This window comes from Rhodococcus sp. LMD (assembly GCF_056108245.1).
In genome coordinates, this window is sequence record NZ_CM148557.1 from 3,433,393 (window position 1) to 3,456,696 (window position 23,304).

Sequence of the window (23,304 nt, forward strand, 5' to 3'; positions counted from 1 at the left end):
GCCCGACGAGAGGACCGCCAGGTGCCGCCAGAACCGCCCACACGCCGAGCTCCGGCGCGCGACGCGGGGGGAGGATCGGGAGTCCTGCGCGGGCGGCCGCTGCGGATCGCCGTCGCCGTCGCCGCGGCGCTCACCCTGGTCGCCACCGGCGTCGCGTGGCGCGGTATCGATTCGCTGCGTTCCTCCCTCGCCACCGTGGGTGGGCTCACCCTGGGCGACGGCCGGGACGGCGCCCTCGACATCCTCCTGGTGGGCACCGACAGCCGCACCGACGCCCACGGCAATCCGCTGTCCCAGCGCGAACTCGACGCGCTGCGGGCCGGCGAGGAGGTGGCGAACAACACCGACACGATCATCCTGATCCGGGTGCCGCTCGACGGCACCTCGGCGACCGCCATCTCGATCCCCCGCGACACCTACGTCGAGGTGCCCGACATCGGCATGTCGAAGATCAATGCCGCGTTCGGCGCCACCAAGGAGACCGAGCGGCTGCGACTCGTCGAGGCGGGCGAGTCCGACGCGGCCGCCGAGAAGGCGGCCACGCAGGCAGGCCGGGAGGCGCTGGTCGAGTCGGTCGCCGACCTGACCGGCGTCACCGTCGACCACTATGCCGAGGTCGGTCTGCTCGGGTTCGTGCTGCTCACCGATGCCGTCGGCGGCGTCGACGTCTGCCTGAACAACGCGGTCGACGAGCCGCTGTCCGGGGCGAACTTCCCCGCCGGCGAACAGACCCTCGACGGCGCGGACGCTCTGAGTTTCGTCCGGCAGCGCCACGACCTGCCGCGCGGGGACCTGGACCGGATCGTGCGGCAGCAGGTGTTCATGGCGTCGCTCGTGCAGAAGGTGCTCAGCGCGAAGACGCTGAGCAACCCGTCCAAGCTGAACCAGCTCAGCGCGGCCGTGCAGCGGTCGGTGGTCCTCGATTCCGACTGGGACATCCTCGATCTGGCCACCCGGATGCAGGACCTGGCCGGCGGCGCCGTGCAGTTCTCGACGATCCCCGTCCAGGACCTCAACGCGATGACCGACTACGGCGAATCCGTGGTGCAGGTGGATCCGGAGGAGGTGCGCAGCTTCGTCGCCGACCTCGTCGATCCGGGCGACGGCGGGTCGCAGGCCACGACGGATCCGGCACCGGACGTCGAGGCCGGCACGATCACGGTGGACGTTGCCAACGCCGGCGGCGTCGCCGGTCTGGCCTCCCGCGTGGCGGCCGCGCTCGTCGGTGACGGCTTCGTCGAGGGTGGTGTGGGCAACCACACCGGCCGCGCAGTGGACGAGTCGACGGTCTTCGCCGCCGACCCCCGGTCCGACCAGGCGCGTGCCGTCGCGGCGGCACTCGGCGGCCTGGCGACCGCCGCCGACCCGGCGCTCGACGCCGACACGGTGCGGGTGGTGCTCACCGAGGACTACACGGGTCCGGGCGCGGACGCGAGCGTCACCTCCGTGGCCTCCGGCTCGGAACTCGTGAGCGCCGGGGCCACCCCGACGTCCGTTCCGCCCGGCCCGCCGATCGATGCCGGCTCCACCGGCCCCCGCTGTGTGAACTGACGAACGAGGACACTGTGACCACGCTGACCGACACCCTGCTCGATCCGATCCTGGCCGCCGACCCGGCGGGCCCCCGCATCACGTGGTACGACGACGAATCCGGCGCCCGGATCGAGCTGTCCGCGGTCACCCTCGCGAACTGGGCCGCCAAGACGGCGAACATGGTGCGCGACGAGTTCGGCCTGCTGCCCGGCGGGCGGGTGGCCGTCCTGCTCCCGGCCCACTGGCAGAGCGCCGCGGTCCTGCTCGGCGCGTGGTGGGCCGGCGCCGAGGTGGTGCTCGAACCCGACGACGCGGATCTCGCGCTGGTCACCGCAGACCGTCTCGACGAGGTCGCGGACGCCGCCGAGGTCGCGGTCCTCTCGCTCGACGCGTTCGGCCGGCCCGTGCCGGACCTGCCGGTCGGGGTCACCGACTATGCGACGCACGTGCGGGTGCACGGTGACCAGTTCCGCTCCGCCGGGGACGGCGGGCCGGTGCTCGACGGACGGACGGCCGACGACGTGGTGGCCGCGGCCCGGGGCGCCGCCGCGGCCGCAGGCATCACGGGTGCGGACCGGGTGCTGTCGAGCCGCGACTGGAGCACCCCGCAGGCACTGATCGAGGGCCTGCTCGCCGTCCTCGCCGCCGGCGCGTCGCTGGTGCAGGTGAGCAACCCGGATCCGGCGGCCACGGAGCGACGGGCCGCGAGCGAGAAGATCACCGTCCGTCTGGACGGCTGACCCCGCCGGTGTAGCCGCCGTCGGCGAGGCCGGCCTCGATCTCGAACCGGTTGCGGGCACCGGGACGGCGCAGCTCTTCCCGGAGATATCGGATCGCGAAGCCGATGCCGTGCCGCGCCCACTGATCGGCGTGGACCGCCTCGTGCCGCAGGATCCGGCGCGACGGTGACCGGCCGGTGAGGAACGCCCCGCCGATCGTCGTCCCCGAGCGGGCGTAGCCGCCGCGCATTCCGGTGCAGAGGTAGAGACCGAACTCGTCGTCGAAGTCGATGCGGCCGCCCCACACGCGCGCCCACAACAGCGCCAGGGCCGTCACCGCGCGGGCCTGCGGGTCACCGCGCGACGCGCGCACAGAACGATCCGCGCGGCGCGCAGTCGTCCGCGCGCTCGATTTCGAGCGCGGACGACCGAAAAGCGCGCGTACGTGCACGAAGTCAGCCGAGCAGCTTCTGCCGCAACGCATCGTCCTTCTCGAGCACCATCTGCTCGAGGCCGGCCTGGAACTGCTCCATCCGTTCCCGCAGCGAGGGGTCGGCCGCGCCGAGGATGCGGGCGGCGAGCAGCCCGGCGTTGCGGGCTCCGCCGATGGAGACGGTCGCAACGGGCACCCCGGCGGGCATCTGCACGATCGACAGCAGCGAGTCCATGCCGTCGAGGTACTTCAGCGGCACCGGCACGCCGATCACCGGAAGGGGCGTCGCGGAGGCGACCATGCCCGGCAGGTGCGCGGCGCCGCCGGCGCCGGCAATGATCACCTTGATGCCACGTCCGGCGGCGTCGCGGGCGTAGTCGAGCATGCGCTGCGGGGTGCGGTGGGCCGAGACGACCCCCACCTCGAAGCGGATGCCGAACTCGACGAGCGCCTCGGCCGCAGCCTGCATCGTCGGCCAGTCCGAGTCGCTGCCCATGATCAGGCCGACCTGTGCTCCGTCAGTCACCGTGAGAATCCCATCCGTCGGTCCACACTCCGTGCGAGAGCCAGTGCGCCGCGCGCTCCGCGCGTTCGCGCACCGCCGCCACGTACTGCGGGTCGTCGATCGACCCGGTCGCGTCCCCGAGCACGTTGACGTGCCCGATCTTGCGGTCCTTGCGCTCACCCTTGCCGTAGAGGTGCACACGCACGTCGGGCATCCGGGCGAACAGGTGGTGCAGCCGCTCGTCCATGCTCATCTCGGGCGCCTCGGGGGCGCCGAGCACGTTCGCCATCACCGTCACCGGCGCGATCGGCGACGTGTCGCCGAGCGGGTAGTCGAGCACCGCACGCAGGTGCTGCTCGAACTGGCCGGTGCGGGCACCGTCCATGCCCCAGTGCCCGGAGTTGTGCGGCCGCATCGCGAGTTCGTTGACGATCAACTCGCCGGTCTCGGTCTCGAACAGCTCGACGGCCATGACCCCGACGACACCGAGTTCGGCGGCGATGCGCAGTGCCAGCTGTTCGGCGGCGGCTTCGACGTCGGCCCGCAGGTTCGGGGCGGGCGCGATGACGACGGCGCATTGCCCGTTCAGCTGCACCGTCTCGACCACGGGCCAGCTCGCGCCCTGCCCGAACGGCGAGCGCGCGACCATCGCGGACAGCTCCCGCCGCCACGAGACCTTCTCTTCGGCGATGAGCGGCACCCCGGCGGCGAGTTGCTCCGCGACGATCCGCTGCGCCTCGTCCGCGTCGCCGGTGATCCACACACCGCGGCCGTCGTAGCCGCCGCGGGCGGCCTTGATCACGACGGGCCAGCCGTGCTCGTCGCCGAAAGCGGTGAGGTCCTCGACCGAGGTGAGCTCGGCGAACGGCGGCACCGGTGCGCCGAGCTCGGCGAGGCGCCGACGCATCGCGAGCTTGTCCTGCGCATAGATCAGGGCCTGCGGCGGCGGCTGCACGCTGACGCCTTCGCGCTGCAGCGCCTCGAGGTGCTCGGTGGGCACATGTTCGTGGTCGAACGTGAGGGCGTGGACGCCGGTCGCGGCACTGCGCAGCGCGTCGAGGTCGGTGTGGCTGCCGAGTACCACGTCGGGGCTGACCCGGGCGGCCGGATCGTCCGGGCTCGCGGCCAGCACCCGCAGGGTCTGGCCGAGCGCGATCGCGGCCTGGTGGGTCATGCGGGCGAGCTGACCGCCGCCGACCATCGCGACGACCGGCATACCGGCGGGCAGCGTGCGGGGAGTGTGCGAGGGGGTGTCGCCGGCCGCGGGGGCGGGGGTCGCGGCGGCCGAGTCCGGGGGTGTAGCGGTCACGGCTCACCATGGTGTCACAGCGGGCGACGGGGGTGGCGCCGCGTCCCGCGCGACACCCCCGCGTTCCTGTGGTAAAGCTGATAATCCACCGGCGGGTTCGTGTCTTCGAGCCACGGTTTCGTAGACTCGTCCGGGTGTCTTTCGTCGATGCGGCCGTGAACCGAGTCCCCGAGCCTCTCCGGGGGCTGTTGCTGCGGCACCACGAGCTGATCAAGTTCGCGATCGTCGGCGGCACCACCTTCGTCGTCGACTCGGTCATCTTCTACACCCTCAAGCTCACGGTGCTCGAGGAGAAGCCGGTGACCGCCAAGGTCATCGCCGGGGTGATCGCCGTGATCTGCTCGTACGTCCTCAACCGGGAGTGGTCGTTCAAGAACCGGGGCGGCCGGGAACGGCACCACGAGGCGCTGCTGTTCTTCGCCGTCAGCGGCATCGGCGTGGTCCTGAGCTTCATCCCGCTGTGGATCTCGAGCTACGTGTTCGACCTGCGGGTACCGGACGTCAGCCTCACCGTCGAGAACATCGCCGACTTCGTCAGCGCGTACATCATCGGCAATCTGCTGCAGATGGTCTTCCGGTTCTGGTGCTTCCGCCGCTTCGTGTTCCCGGAGGAGATGAATCCGAACGGGGACGAGGTTCCCGGGCACGAGGAACTCGCCGAGGAAGGCCTGGGACACTCCTGAACCCGGGCTGACTCCGGTCCCGCCCCCACTCACGGTTCAGCGCGGTTCCCGGATCCCCGTGTGGGTGGACTCGTCACGGGTGGAGCCGAGGAACAGTGCGAACAGGGCGGGGCGGCGGCGCTGCAGTTCCAGGCGCCCACCGTCGGCCTCGGTCAGAGCCCGGGCGAGGGCCAGGCCCACACCGGTCGAGCCGGTACCGGAGAAGCCGCGGTCGAAGATGTGCGGCGCCAGCTCGTCGCTGACACCGTCCCCCTCGTCGGTGACCTCCACGCACACCGTCGATCCGCCGCCGAGGGTCGAGACCCGCCGCACGGACACGGTGCACGTGCCGTCGCCGTGCATGAGCGCGTTGTCGACCAGCACCGCGACGGCCTCGCGCAGCCGGGACCCGGTCACGCGGCTGCGCAGCGACGGATCCCCGCTCAGGTGCAACTCCCGCCCCGCTTCCTTGTAGGGGCCTCGCCAGTCCGCGATCACCCCCGTCAGCTCCCCGACGACGGACACCTCGGTGCGCAGTTCGGAACCGCTGTTGCGGGACGCGCGGACCAGTTCGTCGATGGCGGTGGTGAGCCGGTCCACCTGGCGCATCGCTTCCTCGGCTTCCTCGACGACGGCCGGGTCGGTGTGGGTGGACAGCTCGTCGAGGCGCAGCCGCACCGCGGTCAGCCGGGACCGCAGCTGGTGCGAGACGTCGCCGACGAGGGCGTGCTCGCGCTGCAGGCGACCGGCGATCTCGACGGTGGCGGCGTCGAGGACGTCCGAGACGCGGTCGAGTTCGGGGATGCCGTGCCGGCGCGGATCGGGCCGGAAGTCGCCTTCGCCCAGCCGGCGGGCCCGCGCTGCGACGTCGCGCAAGGGGTCCGCCAGCCGGCGCGCGGTGACGACGGCGACGACGGCACCGACAGCCACGGACAGCAGCACGAGCAGCGTCACCCCGACGAGAACCTGCCGCTGCAGCAGACGCATGTCCTCGGACGGCGCCTCGAGCCGCAGGGATCCCGACGTTCCCATCGACAGGGACTCGACCAGTGGGTCGGGCACGGTGGCGGCACCGATGTCGAGCCGGGCCGCGGCGTCCTCGGGGGTCGGGTAGACGACGAGGAGGCGTCCGCCGTCGGGGACGACGAGCCGCAGGGAACTGGTGTCGAGTCCCCCGACCACCAGGCCGTCGGCGCCTTCCTGGGCGATGACCTCCGCGGACATGCGCTCGAGCCGGCCCTGCAGGTCGCGGCGTGCGGTGTCCTCGACGAACAACCAGGCGGTGTAGGCGAGCGGGACTCCGAGCAGCAGGGCCACGAGCAGGGAGCCCGCGAGGACCGCGAACAGGATTCGGCTGCGCACCCCGGCCCCGTCAGTCGGTGTTCAGCCGGAATCCGACACCGCGGACGGTAGCGATGCGTCGTTCCCCGGCCGGGCCCTCGTCGCCGATCTTGCGGCGCAGCCAGGACATGTGCATGTCGAGGGTCTTGGAACCCCGCAGGTCGGCGTCGCCCCAGACCTCCTGCAGGATGGCGTCACGGGAGACCACCTGGCCGGCGTGTTCGAGCAGCACCCGCAGCAGTTCGTATTCCTTGTTGGCGAGGGTGACTTCGGAGCCGTCGACGAGCACGCGCCGGGCCGCCCGTTCGAGCCGGATCCCGGAGACCTCGACGACGTCCTCGGGCTCGCCACCCCCGCGGCGGCGCAGCAGCGCCCGGACCCGGGCCATGAGCTCGGCGAGCCGGAAGGGCTTGCCGACGTAGTCGTCGGCGCCGGCGTCGAGACCGACGACGAAGTCGACCTCGTCGGTGCGGGCGGTGAGCATCAGGACGGCGAGGTCGGAGCGGTGGGCACGGATCTGCCGGCACACCTCGAGGCCGTCGATGCCGGGCAGTCCGAGGTCGAGAATGAGCAGTTCGTACTCACCGGACAGCGCCCGTTCGAGCGCGTCGGGACCGGTCTGTTCGACGGTGACGTCGTACCCCTCCCGGCCCAGCGCGCGGGACAGGGGCGCGGCGATGGCTTCGTCGTCTTCGGCGAGCAGGACTGCGGTCACGGATCCAGCGTACGGATCGGCACCGGGCGCACGGCGCGTTACCAGGCTTTGCGGCTCGGCCCGTCGGTCCGCGGTTCCCCGCCCCGCACCGGGTCGGCGTGGAAGGCCTGCTGATACAGCAGGGCATGCACGCGCTGCACGTCGGGGATGTCGTCGAATTCGAGCGGGTCGTCGGCCGCGGAGACGATGACGAGGGTGCCGGTGCGCAGGATCCGGTCCAGCAGGCCGTGCCGGAACTGCACGTTGCTGATGCGTCCCATCGGGATGTCGATGCCGGAGTGGGTGAGAACGCCCTGCCGGACGAGGACCCGTCGATCGGTGACGATGAAGTGGGTCGACAGCCAGCCGACGAGCGGCGCCAGGCACTGCCAGGCGACGATCGCCGCCCACGCCACCGCGAGCACGATCGTCAGGGTGCTCGCGGTGGAGCCGTCGAGCCGGGCCTGGCTCAGGCCGAGCAGAAATCCGGCGAGCGCGGTGGCGAGGAGGAAGATCGCCGCCGGGACGATGAGCATCTTCCAGTGCGGGTGCCGGTGCAGCAGCAGCCGTTCCTCGGCGGCGAGGGCGTCCTCCGGGTATCCCATGCCGGACACGATGACACAGCCGCGATGCGGGGTGCTCGAGGGCGGGTCAGGGCACCGGGCGCAGGTGGGTGATGTCCCCGGCCGACACCGCGATCGGCTCGCCGCCGTCGTCCGGGGTGATGACGATGCGGCCCTGCTCGTCGACGTCGACCGCGACGCCGTGCAGTTCTGTGTCGCCGGGCAGCACCGCTCGCACCCGGCGCCCGAGCGTGCCGCACCGTTCGCGGTACGCCGCGGCCGGTCCGGTGACGTCCCAGCCCGCGACGTACCACTGCTGCCAGCGGCGGCCGAGTTCGCGCAGCAGCCCCTCGGCGAGTGCGGTGCGATCGAGATCGGTCGCCCCGGCGAGCGCGAGCGACGTCGCGGTGGGTACCGGCAACTCGTCCTCGGTGAGCGAGACGTTGAGTCCGATCCCGACCACCACGGCGGGCTCGGGATGGGTTCCGGCGACCTCGGCGAGAATTCCGGCTACCTTCCGGCCCTCGACGAGGACGTCGTTGGGCCATTTCAGCTCGGCATCGACCCCGGTCACCGACCGGATCGCGTCGACGGTCGCGGTGCCGGCCAGCAGCGGCAGCCAGCCCAGGTCGGCGAGGTCGATGCCGGGCATGCGCAGCAGCACCGAGACGATCACCTGAGCGCGGGGAACGCCGGCCCATCCCCGCGAGTGCCGCCCCCGGCCGCCGTGCTGGAACTCGGCGAGCAGCACGCGGCGGTCGGTGCCGGGGTCGCGGGCGACAGCGAGCAGGTCGGCGTTGGTGGAGGCGGTCTCGGTGACCACGTCGAGGCGCCGGTAGAACGCGTCGGGATCGGCGCCGCGCACGAGGGCGGCGCGCAACCGTTCGACGTCGAGTTCGCCTCGCGCGGGCGCGGGGTCGACGGGCGGACGCTGCGGTTCGGGTTCGGTGGGCATCCGCACAGCCTAGGATGGGCGGCGAACCGTACTCGCCGGTAGCTTCAGTTCAATGATTCAACACAAGCGGGGGCTCGGTGCGCGCTCGCTGACTGACGCTCGCTAAGCTCATGGCCCATGACCACTGTCCAGGAGCCGTCCGCGCCCGAGGCGGCGAGCACGCCCGATATCCACACGACCGCCGGCAAGCTGGCGGACCTGCGCAATCGCCAGGCTCAGGCGCAGGCCCCGAGCGGTGCGGCCGCCGTCGAGAAGGTGCACGCGAAGGGCAAGCTCACGGCCCGTGAGCGCATCGAAGCGCTGCTCGACGAAGGCTCGTTCGTCGAGCTCGACCAGCTCGCCCGCCACCGCAGCACCAACTTCGGCCTGGCCGAGAACCGGCCGGTCGGCGACGGCGTCGTCACCGGCTACGGCACCGTCGACGGCCGCGACGTGTGCGTGTTCTCGCAGGACGCGACCGTGTTCGGCGGCAGTCTCGGCGAGGTCTACGGCGAGAAGATCGTCAAGGTCATGGACCTCGCGCTGCGGACCGGCCGTCCGCTGATCGGCATCAACGAGGGCGCCGGCGCGCGCATCCAGGAAGGCGTCGTCTCCCTCGGCCTCTACGGCGAGATCTTCCACCGCAACGTGCAGGCCTCCGGCGTGATCCCGCAGATCTCGCTGATCATGGGCCCGGCCGCCGGCGGACACGTCTATTCCCCCGCCCTGACCGACTTCGTGGTGATGGTCGACCAGACCAGCCAGATGTTCGTCACCGGACCCGACGTCATCAAGACCGTCACCGGCGAGGACGTCACCATGGAGGATCTCGGCGGCGCCCACACGCACATGGTCAAGTCCGGGGTCGCGCACTACGTCGCCGACGGCGAGCAGGACGCCCTGGACTACGTCAAGGACCTGCTGTCGTACCTGCCGAGCAACAATCAGGCCGCCGCGCCCCGCACGGCGCCGACCGACCCGATCGTCGGCTCGATCGAGGACTCGCTCACCGAGGAGGATCTCGAGCTCGACACCCTGATCCCGGATTCGGCGAACCAGCCCTACGACATGCACGAGGTGATCCGTCGCCTGCTCGACGACGACGAGTTCCTCGAGGTGCAGGCCGAGCGCGCCCAGAACATCATCGTCGGCTTCGGCCGCGTCGACGGCCGCAGCGTCGGCATCGTCGCCAACCAGCCCACCCAGTTCGCGGGCTGCCTGGACATCGACGCTTCGGAGAAGGCCGCGCGCTTCGTGCGCACCTGCGACGCGTTCAACGTCCCGATCGTCACCCTCGTCGACGTGCCGGGCTTCCTGCCGGGCACCGAGCAGGAGTACAACGGCATCATCCGCCGCGGCGCGAAGCTGCTGTACGCGTACGGCGAGGCCACCGTCGGCAAGATCACCGTCATCACGCGCAAGGCCTACGGCGGCGCGTACGACGTGATGGGCTCGAAGCACATGGGTGCGGACGTCAACCTGGCGTGGCCGACCGCGCAGATCGCCGTGATGGGCGCCTCCGGTGCCGTCGGCTTCGTCTACCGCAAGCGCCTGCTCGAAGCGGCCAAGAACGGCGAGGACGTCGACGCGCTGCGCCTCGAGCTGCAGAACGAGTACGAGGACACCCTGGTGAATCCGTACGTCGCCGCCGAGCGCGGCTACGTCGACGCGGTCATCCCGCCGTCGCACACGCGCGGGCAGATCGTGGCGGCCCTGCGGCTGCTCGAGCGCAAGATGGTCACGCTGCCGCCGAAGAAGCACGGGAACATCCCCCTCTGACGGCCACTCGGCCGAGACCATCCCGGCCGGTTCGGTTCCGCCGAGCCGGCCGGGCCCCGACCCACGAGAGGGACGACATGACTTCGAACGCGCAGCGCGCCCGCTCCCGCGCCCTGCCCGCCGCCTCCGGTAACCTCCCGGGAGGTGTGTTGTGACTGCGGTAGCTGAGGAGAAGACCATCATCGACACCGAGGTGACCGAGGTCGCAGCGGCCGAGTCGGCAGAGTCGGCCGAGTCGACGGCGCCGGCGGCCGAGACCGCCGGCCCCGAGACGTCCGCGGCGATCCGGATCGTCAAGGGCAACCCCTCGGATGTCGAGATCGCCGCGCTGGTCGCGGTGCTCGCCGCGGCCTCCGGATCCGCCGCCCCGGCAGAGGACGACCGCCCGCGCGAGACGTGGGGCGACCCCACGCGGATGCACCGCCGGACGGCGCCGTTCTCGCCGTACTCGTACCCGAACCTGGGCTGATCGTGGCCAGGCTGGTGCTCGCGTCGGCGTCCCCGGCCCGGCTGTCCGTGCTGCGCGCGGCCGGGGTCGACCCGATCGTGCGGGTCTCGGCGGTGGACGAGGATGCACTGATCGCCGAGCTCGGTCCCGCCGCGGCACCCGAACTGGTGGTCACCGAGCTCGCGAGGGCGAAGGCGGCGGACGTCGTGCCGGCCCTCGTGCGCGACGGTCTCGGTGACGACACCCTCGTCGTGGGCTGCGACTCGATGCTGCTGGTCGACGGGCAGCTCCAGGGCAAGCCGGGCACCGTGGAGGTCGCCCGCGAGCGCTGGCGGGCGATGGCGGGCCGCAGCGCCGACCTGCTCACCGGCCACAGCGTCCTGCGCCTGGGCGGCGGCGAAGTCGTCGCCCGCGCCGCCGGCCACAGCAGCACCACCGTCCACTTCGGCCGCCCCACCGACGCCGACCTCGAGGCCTACCTGGCCAGCGGCGAGCCGCTGCAGGTGGCGGGGGCGTTCACGCTCGACAGCCTCGGCGGGTGGTTCGTCGAGCGCGTCGAGGGCGACCCGTCCTCGGTGATCGGGATCGGCCTGCCGCTGGTGCGACGACTGCTCGCCGAGGTGGGCGTGTCGGTGGCGCGGCTCTGGGCGTCGAACACCGCCGAGGCCCCTTCTATTTAGGATTGCCTTCCCTTAACATCGAGGCATGAGCGATCCCCATGCCCTGCCCATGTCCGAGCGCGACTCCGCCCACCTGCCCGGCCACTGGCTGCTCGCTCGCCTCGGCAAGCGCGTGCTGCGTCCCGGCGGCGCGGGGATGACCACGCGCCTGCTCGTCGATGCGGGCATCGAGGGCAGCGACGTCGTCGAACTCGCCCCCGGCCTCGGTCGGACCGCGCGGGAGATCCTGGCTTCGGCGCCGCTCTCGTACACCGGCGTCGAGCACGACGAGACCGCCGCGGAGCTGACCCGCGACGCGATCGGCGACCGCGGTCGCTGCGTCGTCGCGGACGCCGCGGCCACCGGCCTTCCCGATGCGGACGCCGACGTCGTCGTCGGCGAAGCGATGCTCACCATGCAGACCGACGCCGCCAAGGCCCGCATCGTCGCCGAGGCCGTGCGCACGTTGCGCCCCGGTGGCCGGTACGCGATCCACGAGCTCGCCCTCGTGCCCGACGAGCTCGACGACGCGGTGAAGACCGAGATCCGGCAGGGCCTGGCCCGCTCCATCAAGGTCAACGCCCGTCCGCTCACCGTCGCCGAGTGGCGGTCCCTGCTCACCGACGCCGGCCTGCGCGTCGACGTCGTGCGGCTCGCCCCGATGGCGTTGCTGCGGCCCGCGCGGTTCGTCGCCGACGAGGGCGTCCTCGGCACCCTGCGCTTCGTACGCAACGTGCTGCGCGACGGCGACGCCCGCAAGCGGGTGCTGGGCATGCGCGCGACGTTCACGACGTACCGCAAGTCGATCGCGGCCGTGGCGATCGTCGCGGCGAAGCCGCGGTAGGGCGATCGTCGCGACGAAGCCGCGGTAGGGCGATCGTCGCGACGAAGCCGCGGTAGGGCGATCGTCGCGACGAAGCCGCGGTAGCCTGCGGTCGTGAGCCCCGCCGCGCCGCAGCCCGAACCCGCCGCCCCCGCCCTGTCGCACCTCGCCGACGTCCGCGACGCCGTCGAGCCCTACCCGGACCGACCGCGCCCGCAGCGCGTCCTCGTCGCCGAGGGTGCCCGCGTCGTGGTCTTCGCCTTCGACGCCGGGCAGGAACTGCGCGAGCACACGGCCGCGTTTCCGGTCCTGCTGCAGGCCCTCACCGGCCACCTGCAGGTGACCGCCGACGGGCGCACCGTCGACCTCGAGCCGGGCGGGGTGGTGCACATGACCACCCGCCTGCCGCACGCGGTACGAGCAGTCGAGCCGTCGCGGCTCATGCTGACGATGCTCGATCCAGCCGCGCGCTGAGCGCCGCCGCGATCGACGCCGCGTTCGCCTTGGCGCGGTCGGCGTTCGTCCCGGCGAACAACTCGTCGACGGCCTCGTTCCACAGCCGCACCCAGCGGTCGAATCGGGCCGCGTCGAGCCCGTACTGGCGGTGCAGCGCGGCATGCACCGGCACCAGGGCGCCGCGGTAGCGGCCGGTGCGCAGCAGCACCTGCTCCCAGAAGTCCCCGATCGTCGGGAGATGGTCGTCGAGGCCGATCACGGCGAGGGTCGAGAACGGCGCCTCGAGCACGGGATCGACCAGCGCGCGCTCGTAGAACCGGCGCAGCAGCCGATCGATGTCGGCGCGGGTCGCGAGGTCCGTCGGGGCGGACGGGGAGCACAGCACGTTGCCCGACGGTACCGCCTAGAATCGACGGCGCACGTCGTCACCGGATTGTCGATCACCGAACTGTCACCACTGCCTCAGGAGCCACCTGTGCCCGTCGCGCCCGACGCCAACCCGTCCTTCGCCGCCTACGCCGATCCGACCCGCCTGGTGTCGACGGAGTGGCTGTCCGCCCACCTGGGCGCACCCGAGGTGAAGGTCGTCGAATCGGACGAGGATGTGCTGCTGTACGACGTCGGCCACATCCCCGGCGCCGTGAAGATCGACTGGCATCTCGACCTCAACGACCCGGTCACCCGCGACTACATCGACGGCGCCCAGTTCGCCGCCCTGATGGACCGCAAGGGCATCCGCCGCACCGACACGGTCGTCATCTACGGCGACAAGTCGAACTGGTGGGCCGCCTACGCGCTGTGGGTGTTCACGCTGTTCGGTCACGAGGACGTGCGTCTGCTCGACGGCGGCCGCGACGCCTGGATCGCCGAGAACCGCGACACCACCCTCGACATCCCGGTGAGCACCACCAGCGGCTACCCGGTGGTCGAGCGGAACGACGCCGCGATCCGGGCGTTCAAGGACGACGTCCTTGACCACCTCGGCAAGGGACCGCTCGTGGACGTGCGCTCCCCGCAGGAGTACACGGGCGAGCGCACCCACATGCCGGACTACCCCGAGGAAGGTGCGCTGCGCGGCGGGCACATCCCCACCGCGGTGTCCATTCCGTGGGCGCGGGCAGCGGCACCGGACAGCCGGTTCCGGTCGCGCACCGAGCTCGAGGAGATCTACGCCGACATCCCGCGGGACGCCGACGTCGTCGCGTACTGCCGCATCGGCGAACGGTCGAGCCACACGTGGTTCGTGCTGACCCATCTCCTCGGCTACGAGCACGTCCGCAACTACGACGGGTCGTGGACCGAGTGGGGCAATGCGGTACGGGTGCCGATCGTCAAGGGCGAGGAGCCCGGAGAGGTGCCGGCCCGGTGACCCTGCCCGCACCTCTCGCCGAGATCGTCGACGACTTCGCCGCGGTCGACGGCCAGGACAAGCTGCAGCTGCTGCTCGAGTTCAGCCGGGAACTTCCGCCGATTCCCGCCGAACTCGAGGAGGCGGCGATGGAGCCGGTGCCCGAGTGCCAGTCACCGCTGTTCCTGTCGGTCGACACGGCCGACCGTGAGCATGTGCGGCTGCACTTCAGCGCGCCCCCCGAGGCCCCGACCACCCGCGGCTTCGCGTCCATCCTGCATCAGGGGCTCGACGGCCTCAGTGCCGAACAGATCCTCGAGGTCCCCGACGACTTCTACTCGGCCCTCGGCCTGGCCGAAGCTGTCAGCCCGCTGCGCCTGCGAGGGATGAGCGCAATGCTGGCGCGCATCAAGCGGCATCTGCGCACCTGAGATGTCATGGAGTTCACCGAGCTGGCGGACTACCCGATCCCGGCGGGTGTGCTGACCGAATGGCTGCCGTGCGCCGCGGAGGATGCCTGGACGACCGATCCGCGGCCGGTGTCGTACGTCCACGAGGCGCATCTGCGCCGCACCGCGGGCAGCCGATACGGCGACGTTCCGGATGCGTGGCTGGGTACCGCCTTCGAGGTCCGCGGGCATCTCGAACAGGAACCGTTCCGGCGGGCCCTCGAACGCTGGATCGACCGCCACGAACCGCTGCGCAGCCACGTCGCCCTGGGCGGCGACGCGGCCGCCGGCGCGCACCGGCGCGACGCGGCCGCCGGCGCGACCCGGCGCACCGCGCCCGCCGGCGCGACCCGGCGCACCGCGCCCGCCGGTGCGGTGTCGGTCCGGTACGTCCGACACCTGCCCTCCGCTCCGGACGACATCCGCGAGCACCTCGAGCAACTGCTCGCCGACTGCACCGAACCGCACACGTGGCCGGCGTACGTCTTCGCCACCCTCGAACCCGAGGACGCGGACGCGTCCGGCTCGTCGTTCACGGTGTTCTTCGCCGCTGACCCTGCCGTGGCCGACGCCTACTCGGTCGTCCTGGTCGCCCACGAGATCACCGCCCTGTACGAGCAGGAGCGATCCGGCCGGCCGGCCGGATTGTTCCCCGTGGGCAGCTACATCGACTTCGGTGCCGCGGAACGGGCGGACGCCGCCGACCTGGCCGGCGACCACGAGGCCGTGCGGATCTGGCGAGACGCCCTGACCGCCGGCGGCGGCATGCCCGAGTTCCCGTTGCCCCTCGGCCCCCGGCCCGTCGACGGGTCGCCGCAGCGTCGGCTGTCCGTGCGGATGCTCGACGACGAACGGGCCAACCGGTTCGCCGCCCGCTGCCGGGAGGCCGGGCACGGATTCTTCGCCGGCACGCTGGCGTGTCTCGCCCGGGCCGCGGTCGAACTCGCGGGGATCGAACTGTTCCGGACGATCGCGCCCGCCCACACCCGCAGCGGCCCGATGTGGGCCGGAGCCCTCGGCTGGTTCGTGGGGCTGCGTCCGGTCGAGATCGACACGACCGGGACCGCGGACTTCGCGACGCTCGTGGCGCGCGCCGGTGCCGAACTGCGCCGCACCCGGGCGAGCGCCCGGGTCCCGTTCGACCTCGTCGGCGAACTGCTGGGGATACCCATGCGACCGCGATTCCTGGTGTCGTACATGGACGTTCGCTTCGTCCCCATGGCCGCGCAGTGGCCGCAGTGGAACGCCCGGACACTGCGCAGCCGCAGCTACACGCACGACGTGTTCCTGTGGTTCAACCGCAGCCCGAAGGGCGTGAACCTGGCGGGCCGGTTTCCCGACACGCCGACCGCCGTGGCCAACGTGCCGCCGTTCGTCGAGCGGGTCCGAGAATTGATGCACGAGGTGAGCGAGGGTCGCGCGTGGGACACGCCGGAACCCGCGAACCGGGGCGATCCGACTACCGACCGGTAACGTTGCCGGGTTCCGGGCGACCCGTAGGGTGTAGTGGCTATCCGGTTACATCGTCTATCGGATTGGCGCCTACACTCCCAGAGACGGCAATAACCTAACGATCGATCAACAGGAGGCTCCGTGCCCAGTCATGCCAGCGCGCACATCACGAAGGTGCTCGTCGCCAACCGCGGCGAGATCGCTGTGCGGGTCATCCGAGCCGCCAAGGACGCCGGTTACGGGAGCGTGGCCGTCTACGCAGAACCCGACGCCGACGCCCAGTTCGTGAAGCTCGCCGACGAGGCATTCGCGCTCGGTGGCCAGACCTCCGCCGAGTCCTACCTGGTGTTCGACAAGATCCTCGACGCCGCCCGCAAGTCCGGCGCCGACGCGATCCACCCCGGCTACGGCTTCCTGTCCGAGAACGCCGACTTCGCCCAGGCCGTGATCGACGCCGGCCTGATCTGGATCGGCCCCTCCCCACAGGCCATCCGCGACCTCGGCGACAAGGTCACCGCACGGCACATCGCCGAGCGCGCCCAGGCGCCGATGGCCGCGGGCACCAAGGACCCCGTCGCCAATGCCGACGAGGTCGTGGAGTTCGCGAAGGAGTACGGCGTGCCGGTCGCGATCAAGGCGGCCTTCGGCGGTGGCGGCCGCGGCATGAAGGTCGCGCACTCCATCGAGGAGATCCCCGAGCTGTTCGAATCCGCGACCCGCGAGGCCGTCGCCGCCTTCGGCCGCGGCGAGTGCTTCGTCGAGCAGTACCTCGACAAGGCCCGCCACGTCGAGGCGCAGGTCATCGCCGACCAGCACGGCAACGTCATCGTCGCCGGCACCCGCGACTGCTCGCTGCAGCGCCGCTTCCAGAAGCTCGTCGAGGAGGCCCCCGCGCCGTTCCTGACCGACGAGCAGCGCCGCCGCATCCACGAGTCCGCCAAGGCCATCTGCCGCGAGGCCGGCTACTACGGCGCCGGCACGGTCGAGTACCTGGTCCAGGGCGACACCGTCTCCTTCCTCGAGGTCAACACCCGCCTGCAGGTCGAGCACCCGGTCACCGAGGAGACCGCGGGCATCGACCTGGTGCGCCAGCAGTTCCGCATCGCCAACGGCGAGAAGCTCGAGATCACCGAGGACCCGACCCCGCGCGGGCACGCGTTCGAGTTCCGCATCAACGGCGAGGACGCCGGCCGCGGCTTCCTGCCGGCCCCCGGCCCGATCAGCGTGTACCGCGAGCCCTCGGGCCCGGGTGTGCGCGTCGACTCCGGCGTGGTGCAGGGCGACGTCATCGGCGGGCAGTTCGACTCGATGCTCGCCAAGCTGATCGTCACGGGCGAGACCCGGCAGCAGGCGCTCGAGCGCGCCCGCCGCGCCCTGGCCGAGTTCGAGGTCGACGGCCTGGCCACCGTGATCCCGTTCCACCGGCACATCGTCGAGCACCCCGCGTTCGTCGGGGACGGCGAGAAGTTCGACGTCTACACCAAGTGGATCGAAACCGAGTGGGAGAACACCGTCGAGCCGTACACCGGCGGTGCGGCCGCGACCGAGGACGAGGACGAGGCCCTGCCGCGGCAGAACGTCGTCGTCGAGGTCGGCGGCCGTCGCGTCGAGGTGTCGCTGCCCGGTCAGTTCACCCTCGGCGCCGGTGGCGCTGCGGCCGGCGGGGCGCTGCGCAAGAAGCCGAAGCCGCGCAAGCGCGGCGGCGCCCACGGCGGCAAGGCCTCCGGTGACGCGGTCACCGCGCCGATGCAGGGCACCGTCGTCAAGGTCGCGGTCTCCGAGGGCCAGGAGGTCGCCGAGGGCGACCTGATCGTGGTGCTCGAGGCCATGAAGATGGAGAACCCGGTCAACGCGCACAAGGCCGGTGTCGTCACGGGCCTGGCGGTCGAGCCGGGCGCCGCCATCACCCAGGGCACGGTGCTCGCCGAGCTCAAGTAGTCCCGCGTCCGACGGCGCGCCCCCGGAATCCTCGGATTCCGGGGGCGCGCCGTCGGCCGTCCCGGGTCTAGGGTGGTGACATGGCCGATTCACCGGAAATCCGTGTCGGCACGGTCGAGCGCGAGCAAGCTCAGGTCCTGCTCGGCGAGCACTTCGGTGCCGGCCGGCTCACCCTCGCCGAATTCGAGGACCGCAGCGGTCGCATCGCCGCCGCCACCACCCGCCGCGACCTCGCACTCCTGTTCACCGACCTGCCTCCCCTGACCGGCCGGACCGACGGACGTCGGCGCGGGTGGTGGTTCCTGGTCCCGGTCGTGGTGCTCGGACTGTTGGCGCTCCACGCACTCCTGGAACCGGGCGTGTGGATCATGACGGGCGCGGGCGCCGCCGCCACCGTCGCCGTCCTCGCCGTCCGCGCCCGCGGCGGGCGGCCACGTCCGGCCGAGCCGGCCTTCCTGCGCGATGTCGCTCCGGCCCCCGCCCCCCGGGAACCGCAACCGCCCGCCCCCCGCGACATTCCCGACGTGGTGTGGCTGCTGGCGATGAGCATGTTCGCCGTCGCCCCGGCCCTGGTACTGCGGCATCCGGTGGCGCTGCTGATCTCCGCGGTCGCGCTGATCCTGATCATCTCCAGAGCATTCCGGACCGGCACCGGCGGGACCGGTCGCTGACGACACATTAGTGTGGACCCATGGCCGACTCCCCCGAGGTCCGTATCGGCACCGTCGAACGCGAACAGGCACTGAACCTGCTCGGTGAGCACTTCGGTGCCGGCCGGCTCACCCTCGCCGAATTCGACGAGCGCAGCGCGAAGGCGGCAGCGGCCACCACCCGCGCCGAGCTCGACACCTTGTTCACCGACCTGCCCCCCGCGACCCCGAACACGCCTGCGCCGGTACAGGACACCGCGAAGGCCGAGCAGTGGGAGAAGTGGCGCACCACCGCCATGGCGCTGGTCCCGTTCGTCGCGCTGGTGCTGTTCTTCGCCTTCGACAACTGGCTGTGGTTCCTGCTGATCCCGGTCGCGGGAATCCTGTTCTCCGCGACCAAGGGCACGAAGGGTGGCTGCTGAGTGGAGCCCGTCGAGATCAACGCGGGCAACTGGTATCTGCTCGCCGAGGACCCCGAGGCGTGGGCCGCGGACACCGGCTACCACTGGTCGGTCCGGGAGGCGACGACCGCCGCCGTCGAAGCCACCGTCCAACTGCGTCCCGACGGGACGCTGACCGGCACCGCCGAACCCGGCGGCTCCGCCGCCCTGGCCGCGGGTTCGGCGGCCGTGCGACGGTTCGCCGAGGGCGCCTGGGGCATGACGGTCACCGAACGTCCATGACCGCCCGGTTCGCGCCGGTGACGCTCACGCTCGTGGTCGTCACCGTGCTGCTCATGCTGCCGGGCGATACGACCCCGTCCGGCTTCCCGCACGCCGACAAGATCACGCACGCGCTGATGTTCGCGGTGCTCGCGTACGCCTCCCGCTTCGCCCGGATCCCGCCCGCCGCGACCGTCGCCTGGCTCGCCGTGTACGCGGCGCTCACCGAGGTCCTCCAGGCCGCCGTCGCGGTGCGCCGGTCGGGGTCGGTGTGGGACTGGTGCGCGGACCTGGCCGGGGCGCTGCTCGGCATCGCGCTGTACGCCGCGGTGCGTCGTCGTTCCCGCGCACGGACGTAGGCGCCCGCGACCGCCGGGACGACTTCCCCGCCGCCCGGGACGTCGCGAACAGCGAGAACGGACGCCGGTCGTGGTGTCGCCGCCGGACGGTACGCTGCGCGTATGCCGCATCCCGTCATGTTCGACGAGGCCGATCCGCTGCTGACACGGATACGTGGGCTGGCGCTGACCTTCCCGGGTGCCGCCGAGAAGATCTCGCACGGCAGGCCGTTCTTCTACACGAGGACTGCGTTCGCCGTGTACGGCGGGTCCGTCAAGGCCACGGGCGTGCAGTTCCCGCGATCGCTGATCGTCAAACCGGACGCCGCCGAGCGCGAGGCCCTGCTCGGGCAGCCCCACACCTACGACCCGGCGTACCTCGGTCCGTCGGGGTGGATCGGGTTCGATCTGGAGCGGGCCGACGTCGACTGGGACGAGATCGCCGAGTTGCTCGACATGTCGTTCCGGGTCACGGCGCCGGCGAGGCTGGTGCGCGAGTGGGACGGTCGCGTCGGATGATCCGGGTCGCGCGGTAGCGTCGGTCCGGATCTCACCCGAGCAGAGCCTGCCCGAGTCGGTCCCGATCGGCGGTCGTGAGCCCCAATCCGTCGTCGAGGTACCGGTCGAACGACCCGAATTCGTCCTCGGCCGTCGCGAACGCCACCTCGAGGTACTCGGCGCGGACGCCGAGAACGGATTCGAGGTCCGCACGCTCGACTCCCTTCGCGGTGAGCGCGGCGAGAATCGGTTCGAACGCCGGCAGCAGCATCTCGTTGGTCCGCAGGTAGTCCTCGAACACCGAGTCGCGATCCACACCGAGCGCCAGCAGCAGCACGGCTGCGGCCCAGCCGGTGCGGTCCTTGCCGGTGGTGCAGTGCACGAGAACCGGGGTCCCGTCCTCGACGAGCAGCGAGCGCAGCAGCGTCCGGTACGCCGCCCGGGCGCTCGGCAGCAGCACGAAGTCGCGATAGCTGCCCCGCAGGTACTCGGCGCCACGGCCGTCCCCGAGAACCTCCCGGGCGAACGCGGCGTCGGTCAGCAACTCCTTCATGTGTGCGGCGATCGAACCGTGCTCACGATCGGCGAGCACGTCGAGCGGCACATGCCGGACGCCGGCCGGCACCCGGTCGGGCGCCGCCTCCCGTTCCGCGGCCGTTCGCAGATCCACGACCGTCGTCAGCCCCAGTCCTTCGAGTGCGCGCGCATCCGCGTCGGTGACCCGGCTCAGGTCGGTCGAGCGGTACACCACGCCCCAGCGCACCGACGCGCCGTCCCCGGTGGTCCACCCGCCGAGGTCGCGCAGGTTGGGGATCGACTTCGGTTCGAGCCCGGGCCCCGGCGTTCGGGCAGGGCTACCGGCGGCGGAGTCCGACATGGGCCCACCCTAACGGGGTGGGTTCACGCTGTCGTGACCGTGCCACCGGCGTCGCGCGGCCGGGGAACTCCGGCAGCCCGGTGACGGTGTCCGTGTGTGCCCCCTCGTCGACCGATCGATCGACACGGGTACCGGCTGCGCCGGCAGCCGCACTCATGCCGGCTGCGCCGGCAGTCGCACTCATGCCGGCTGCGCCGGCAGCCGAGACGGTCGGCGGATCCGTGGTGACACCGGATTCCGGCACCGTGGTGACACCGGAGGCGTCCCGTGCCAGCACGGTGGTGCCCACGCCGACGCGGGAGGAGACTGAGACGGTCCGGGAGGAGGCCGGGGTGCGGCAACGAGTGATCCAGCTACTCGTCGTGGTCACTGCGGTGCTGGTCGCGGCGATCGCCGCCACGGTGGACCGGTCGCCGACGGGACTGCGGGATCCGGCGCGCACGCTCCTGCTCGGGCCGCGCGAGTCCTTCGCCGCCGCCGAGGGCCCGTTCCTCCCGGTGTTCGGGCCGACCGAACTGGGGCTGTTCCTCGGCGCCGGTGTGGCGTTCGTCGTGGCCGGGGCGATCGCATGGAACACCCGCCCGCACGACCTGACCGGTCCTCTCATCCTCATGGCCGGCCTGCTGTGGTTCCTCGGCGGTCTGCGGCGCTCCGGCGAACCCGTGGCCTTCACCGTCGGCGCGGTGGCGACGAACCTGTACCTACCCGTCCTGCTCCAGGCCCTCGTGGGATTCCCGACCGGTCGGCTGGAACGACCGTGGCAACGCCTGTTCGTCGGAGCCGCCTGGATCCTCGCCACCGTCGGCATCGTGGCCGAGTGGCTGTTCTTCGATCCGCGGACCGCACCCGCGGCATCCCCGTCGACATCGACGAATCTACTTCTCCTGCGCGATGATCCGTCCCTCGCGCGGACCGTGCAGCTCGTCGTCGGGTTCTGCGCGTTCCTGATCGTGGTGACGCTCGTGGTGGTGGTGATCGTGCGCTGGCGTTCGGGGTCGCCCGCGTACCGGTCGGGATTCGCACCGCTCAGGGTCGCATACGGCCTCTCGGCGGTGATCACACTCGCCGTGCTCTCCAGCGCGGTGAACCTGCCCTGGTCGCCCCCGACCTGGGTGCTCAACCTGCGCTACCCGGCCACGGCGTTGTTCCCGCTCGCGGTCGCGATCGGCCTACTCCGGTACCGGCTCGCCCGAGCTGCGGTCAGCGACGCGATGGTCGAGATCGGCACCGCGCCGCTCGGTGCCGGGTTCGTCGACGCGCTCCGACGCGCCGTGCACGACCCGAGCCTGGTGCTGTGGACGTACGTCCCGGAGCGGGCGGCGTACGTCGATCCGGACGGTGCGGTGCGTGCTCTGCCCCGCCGCTCGGATCCCCGGGCGGCGACCGTCCTCGAGCGCGCCGGCACACCGGTCGGCGCGCTGGTGTACGACCCGTCGCTCGAGACGCAACCCGAGCTGCTCGCCGCGGTCCGCAGCGCCACCGGCCTGGCCCTCGAGCACGAGCGGCTGCACGCGGACCTGCAGCTCCGGCTCGACGAGGTGCGGCGCTCCCGCGAACGGATCGTCACGGCCGGTGACGTCCAGCGCCGGCGCCTCGAGCGCGACCTGCACGACGGTGCGCAGCAGCGTCTCGTCGCCGCGTCGCTGCTGCTGCGCCGTGCACAGCGTGCCGGGGACGAGCCGACCCTGCGGCGGCTGCTCGCGGACGGTGCCGCCGAACTCGACGTCGCGCTGCGGGAACTGCGAGAGCTCGCCAGAGGCGTGTATCCGGCGGTGCTCACCGAGCGCGGACTCGCGGCGGCGCTGCGCTCACTGGCCGAGCGGGCACCCGTGCCCGTGGACATCGACGACGCGCTCGGCGAACGCCCCTCGGCCCCCGTCGAACTCGCCGCGTACCTCATCGGCGCGGAGGCCGTCACCAACGCCGGTAAGCACTCCGGGGCCACCGTCGTCCGGATCGGCCTGCACCGGACGGGCGACATGCTGCGTATGACGATCGGGGACAACGGGTGCGGTGGCGCGCGGCCGACGCCCGGCGGGGGGCTCGACGGGCTGCGCGATCGGACGGCCGCGCTCGGCGGCGAGTTCGTCCTCGACAGCCCCGAGGGCGGCGGCACGACCGTCGACGTCACCCTGCCGTTCCGCGTCGACGCCGGGTCCTGACCGGAACACCCGGTGGACGGTTCGCGATCGCACACCGCGCGGGTCACCTCCGCCGCCCCGCGGCGACTCCGA

General features: G+C 71.9%; 27 protein-coding genes. 18 read left to right on the forward strand and 9 right to left on the reverse strand.

Going from position 1 to position 23,304, the window contains the following annotated elements:
• Positions 1–21: 21 nt before the first annotated feature.
• Both ACWPQI_RS15830 and ACWPQI_RS15835 read left to right on the forward strand, forming a co-directional pair.
• Positions 22–1,551, forward strand: a complete 1,530-nt coding sequence (locus ACWPQI_RS15830) for an LCP family protein (protein ID WP_010594764.1) — start codon at positions 22–24, stop codon at positions 1,549–1,551.
• Positions 1,552–1,565: 14 nt separating this feature from the next.
• Positions 1,566–2,273: a TIGR03089 family protein gene (locus ACWPQI_RS15835; RefSeq protein ID WP_102031296.1), complete on the forward strand. Its 708-nt coding sequence runs from the start codon at positions 1,566–1,568 to the stop codon at positions 2,271–2,273.
• Here the strand turns inward: ACWPQI_RS15835 and ACWPQI_RS15840 are convergent.
• The 3 genes from ACWPQI_RS15840 to ACWPQI_RS15850 all read right to left on the reverse strand — a co-directional run bounded on the left by ACWPQI_RS15840 (position 2,251) and on the right by ACWPQI_RS15850 (position 4,406).
• Positions 2,251–2,625: a hypothetical protein gene (locus ACWPQI_RS15840; RefSeq protein ID WP_010594766.1), complete on the reverse strand. Its 375-nt coding sequence runs from the start codon at positions 2,623–2,625 to the stop codon at positions 2,251–2,253. The two genes, ACWPQI_RS15835 and ACWPQI_RS15840, sit on opposite strands and share 23 nt — an antisense overlap.
• An 82-nt stretch (positions 2,626–2,707) precedes the next feature.
• Positions 2,708–3,181 carry a 5-(carboxyamino)imidazole ribonucleotide mutase gene (purE, locus tag ACWPQI_RS15845; protein WP_048771101.1) on the reverse strand — a complete coding sequence of 158 codons (474 nt, stop codon included), beginning with the start codon at positions 3,179–3,181 and terminating at the stop codon, positions 2,708–2,710.
• Positions 3,182–3,203: 22 nt separating this feature from the next.
• The gene (locus ACWPQI_RS15850; RefSeq protein ID WP_064066358.1) at positions 3,204–4,406 is read right to left on the reverse strand and encodes a 5-(carboxyamino)imidazole ribonucleotide synthase; all 1,203 of its coding nucleotides are present in this window, start codon (positions 4,404–4,406) and stop codon (positions 3,204–3,206) included.
• 227 nt (positions 4,407–4,633) lie between these two features.
• On the opposite strand from ACWPQI_RS15850, the gene ACWPQI_RS15855 reads away from it, so the two are divergent.
• Positions 4,634–5,182 (forward strand): GtrA family protein, encoded by a 549-nt coding sequence (locus ACWPQI_RS15855; RefSeq protein WP_096824245.1) that lies wholly within the window; start codon positions 4,634–4,636, stop codon positions 5,180–5,182.
• Between the two features lie 36 nt (positions 5,183–5,218).
• Here the strand turns inward: ACWPQI_RS15855 and ACWPQI_RS15860 are convergent, their stop codons facing one another.
• From ACWPQI_RS15860 to ACWPQI_RS15875, 4 genes are read right to left on the reverse strand one after another with little or no spacing between them, the layout of a single operon-like run.
• Positions 5,219–6,523 carry a sensor histidine kinase gene (locus ACWPQI_RS15860; protein WP_010594770.1) on the reverse strand — a complete coding sequence of 435 codons (1,305 nt, stop codon included), beginning with the start codon at positions 6,521–6,523 and terminating at the stop codon, positions 5,219–5,221.
• Positions 6,524–6,533: 10 nt separating this feature from the next.
• Positions 6,534–7,217 (reverse strand): response regulator transcription factor, encoded by a 684-nt coding sequence (locus ACWPQI_RS15865; RefSeq protein ID WP_010594771.1) that lies wholly within the window; start codon positions 7,215–7,217, stop codon positions 6,534–6,536.
• Positions 7,218–7,255: 38 nt separating this feature from the next.
• On the reverse strand, positions 7,256–7,801 hold the full coding sequence (locus tag ACWPQI_RS15870) for a PH domain-containing protein (protein ID WP_010594772.1): 546 nt from the start codon (positions 7,799–7,801) through the stop codon (positions 7,256–7,258).
• Between the two features lie 46 nt (positions 7,802–7,847).
• Positions 7,848–8,714: a biotin--[acetyl-CoA-carboxylase] ligase gene (locus ACWPQI_RS15875; protein ID WP_010594773.1), complete on the reverse strand. Its 867-nt coding sequence runs from the start codon at positions 8,712–8,714 to the stop codon at positions 7,848–7,850.
• A 117-nt stretch (positions 8,715–8,831) separates the two neighbouring features.
• Here ACWPQI_RS15875 and ACWPQI_RS15880 point away from each other — a divergent pair, with 117 nt between their 5' ends.
• The 5 genes from ACWPQI_RS15880 (at position 8,832) to ACWPQI_RS15900 (ending at position 12,876) form a co-directional block, all read left to right on the forward strand.
• Complete coding sequence (locus ACWPQI_RS15880; RefSeq protein WP_010594774.1) at positions 8,832–10,472, forward strand: acyl-CoA carboxylase subunit beta; 1,641 nt, start codon at positions 8,832–8,834, stop codon at positions 10,470–10,472.
• A 151-nt stretch (positions 10,473–10,623) separates the two neighbouring features.
• Positions 10,624–10,941, forward strand: a complete 318-nt coding sequence (locus ACWPQI_RS15885) for an acyl-CoA carboxylase subunit epsilon (RefSeq protein ID WP_010594775.1) — start codon at positions 10,624–10,626, stop codon at positions 10,939–10,941.
• Between the two features lie 2 nt (positions 10,942–10,943).
• Positions 10,944–11,600 (forward strand): Maf family protein, encoded by a 657-nt coding sequence (locus ACWPQI_RS15890; RefSeq protein ID WP_461874672.1) that lies wholly within the window; start codon positions 10,944–10,946, stop codon positions 11,598–11,600.
• 25 nt (positions 11,601–11,625) lie between these two features.
• The gene (locus ACWPQI_RS15895; protein WP_017679590.1) at positions 11,626–12,423 is read left to right on the forward strand and encodes a class I SAM-dependent methyltransferase; all 798 of its coding nucleotides are present in this window, start codon (positions 11,626–11,628) and stop codon (positions 12,421–12,423) included.
• A 93-nt stretch (positions 12,424–12,516) separates the two neighbouring features.
• Positions 12,517–12,876, forward strand: coding sequence for a cupin domain-containing protein (locus ACWPQI_RS15900; RefSeq protein ID WP_010594778.1), 360 nt, complete (start codon positions 12,517–12,519; stop codon positions 12,874–12,876).
• Here the strand turns inward: ACWPQI_RS15900 and ACWPQI_RS15905 are convergent.
• A complete protein-coding gene (locus ACWPQI_RS15905; RefSeq protein WP_474738389.1) occupies positions 12,842–13,243 on the reverse strand; it encodes a group III truncated hemoglobin in 402 nt (133 codons plus the stop codon). The two genes, ACWPQI_RS15900 and ACWPQI_RS15905, sit on opposite strands and share 35 nt — an antisense overlap.
• A 90-nt stretch (positions 13,244–13,333) precedes the next feature.
• Here ACWPQI_RS15905 and ACWPQI_RS15910 point away from each other — a divergent pair, with 90 nt between their 5' ends.
• From ACWPQI_RS15910 to ACWPQI_RS15950, 9 genes are all read left to right on the forward strand, one after another.
• Entirely contained in the window at positions 13,334–14,227 is an 894-nt protein-coding gene (locus ACWPQI_RS15910; RefSeq protein ID WP_010594780.1) for a sulfurtransferase, read from the forward strand.
• The gene (locus ACWPQI_RS15915; protein ID WP_010594781.1) at positions 14,224–14,637 is read left to right on the forward strand and encodes a SufE family protein; all 414 of its coding nucleotides are present in this window, start codon (positions 14,224–14,226) and stop codon (positions 14,635–14,637) included. Before ACWPQI_RS15910 ends, ACWPQI_RS15915 begins: the two co-directional genes overlap by 4 nt.
• A gap of 6 nt (positions 14,638–14,643) precedes the next feature.
• Positions 14,644–16,128, forward strand: coding sequence for a condensation domain-containing protein (locus tag ACWPQI_RS15920; protein WP_072786532.1), 1,485 nt, complete (start codon positions 14,644–14,646; stop codon positions 16,126–16,128).
• A 120-nt stretch (positions 16,129–16,248) separates the two neighbouring features.
• A complete protein-coding gene (locus ACWPQI_RS15925) occupies positions 16,249–18,045 on the forward strand; it encodes an acetyl/propionyl/methylcrotonyl-CoA carboxylase subunit alpha (protein ID WP_010594783.1) in 1,797 nt (598 codons plus the stop codon).
• A gap of 80 nt (positions 18,046–18,125) precedes the next feature.
• A complete protein-coding gene (locus ACWPQI_RS15930; protein WP_010594784.1) occupies positions 18,126–18,716 on the forward strand; it encodes a DUF1707 SHOCT-like domain-containing protein in 591 nt (196 codons plus the stop codon).
• Between the two features lie 20 nt (positions 18,717–18,736).
• Complete coding sequence (locus tag ACWPQI_RS15935) at positions 18,737–19,117, forward strand: DUF1707 SHOCT-like domain-containing protein (protein WP_010594785.1); 381 nt, start codon at positions 18,737–18,739, stop codon at positions 19,115–19,117.
• Positions 19,118–19,378: a hypothetical protein gene (locus tag ACWPQI_RS15940; RefSeq protein WP_048770727.1), complete on the forward strand. Its 261-nt coding sequence runs from the start codon at positions 19,118–19,120 to the stop codon at positions 19,376–19,378.
• Positions 19,375–19,716, forward strand: coding sequence for a VanZ family protein (locus ACWPQI_RS15945; protein WP_017679596.1), 342 nt, complete (start codon positions 19,375–19,377; stop codon positions 19,714–19,716). Before ACWPQI_RS15940 ends, ACWPQI_RS15945 begins: the two co-directional genes overlap by 4 nt.
• A 102-nt stretch (positions 19,717–19,818) precedes the next feature.
• The gene (locus tag ACWPQI_RS15950) at positions 19,819–20,214 is read left to right on the forward strand and encodes an MmcQ/YjbR family DNA-binding protein (RefSeq protein WP_010594788.1); all 396 of its coding nucleotides are present in this window, start codon (positions 19,819–19,821) and stop codon (positions 20,212–20,214) included.
• Positions 20,215–20,245: 31 nt separating this feature from the next.
• Here ACWPQI_RS15950 and ACWPQI_RS15955 read toward each other — a convergent pair whose 3' ends face one another.
• Positions 20,246–21,070, reverse strand: a complete 825-nt coding sequence (locus ACWPQI_RS15955) for a tyrosine-protein phosphatase (RefSeq protein ID WP_010594789.1) — start codon at positions 21,068–21,070, stop codon at positions 20,246–20,248.
• 224 nt (positions 21,071–21,294) lie between these two features.
• Here ACWPQI_RS15955 and ACWPQI_RS15960 point away from each other — a divergent pair, with 224 nt between their 5' ends.
• Positions 21,295–23,232: a sensor histidine kinase gene (locus ACWPQI_RS15960; RefSeq protein ID WP_474738390.1), complete on the forward strand. Its 1,938-nt coding sequence runs from the start codon at positions 21,295–21,297 to the stop codon at positions 23,230–23,232.
• Positions 23,233–23,304 lie beyond the last annotated feature (72 nt).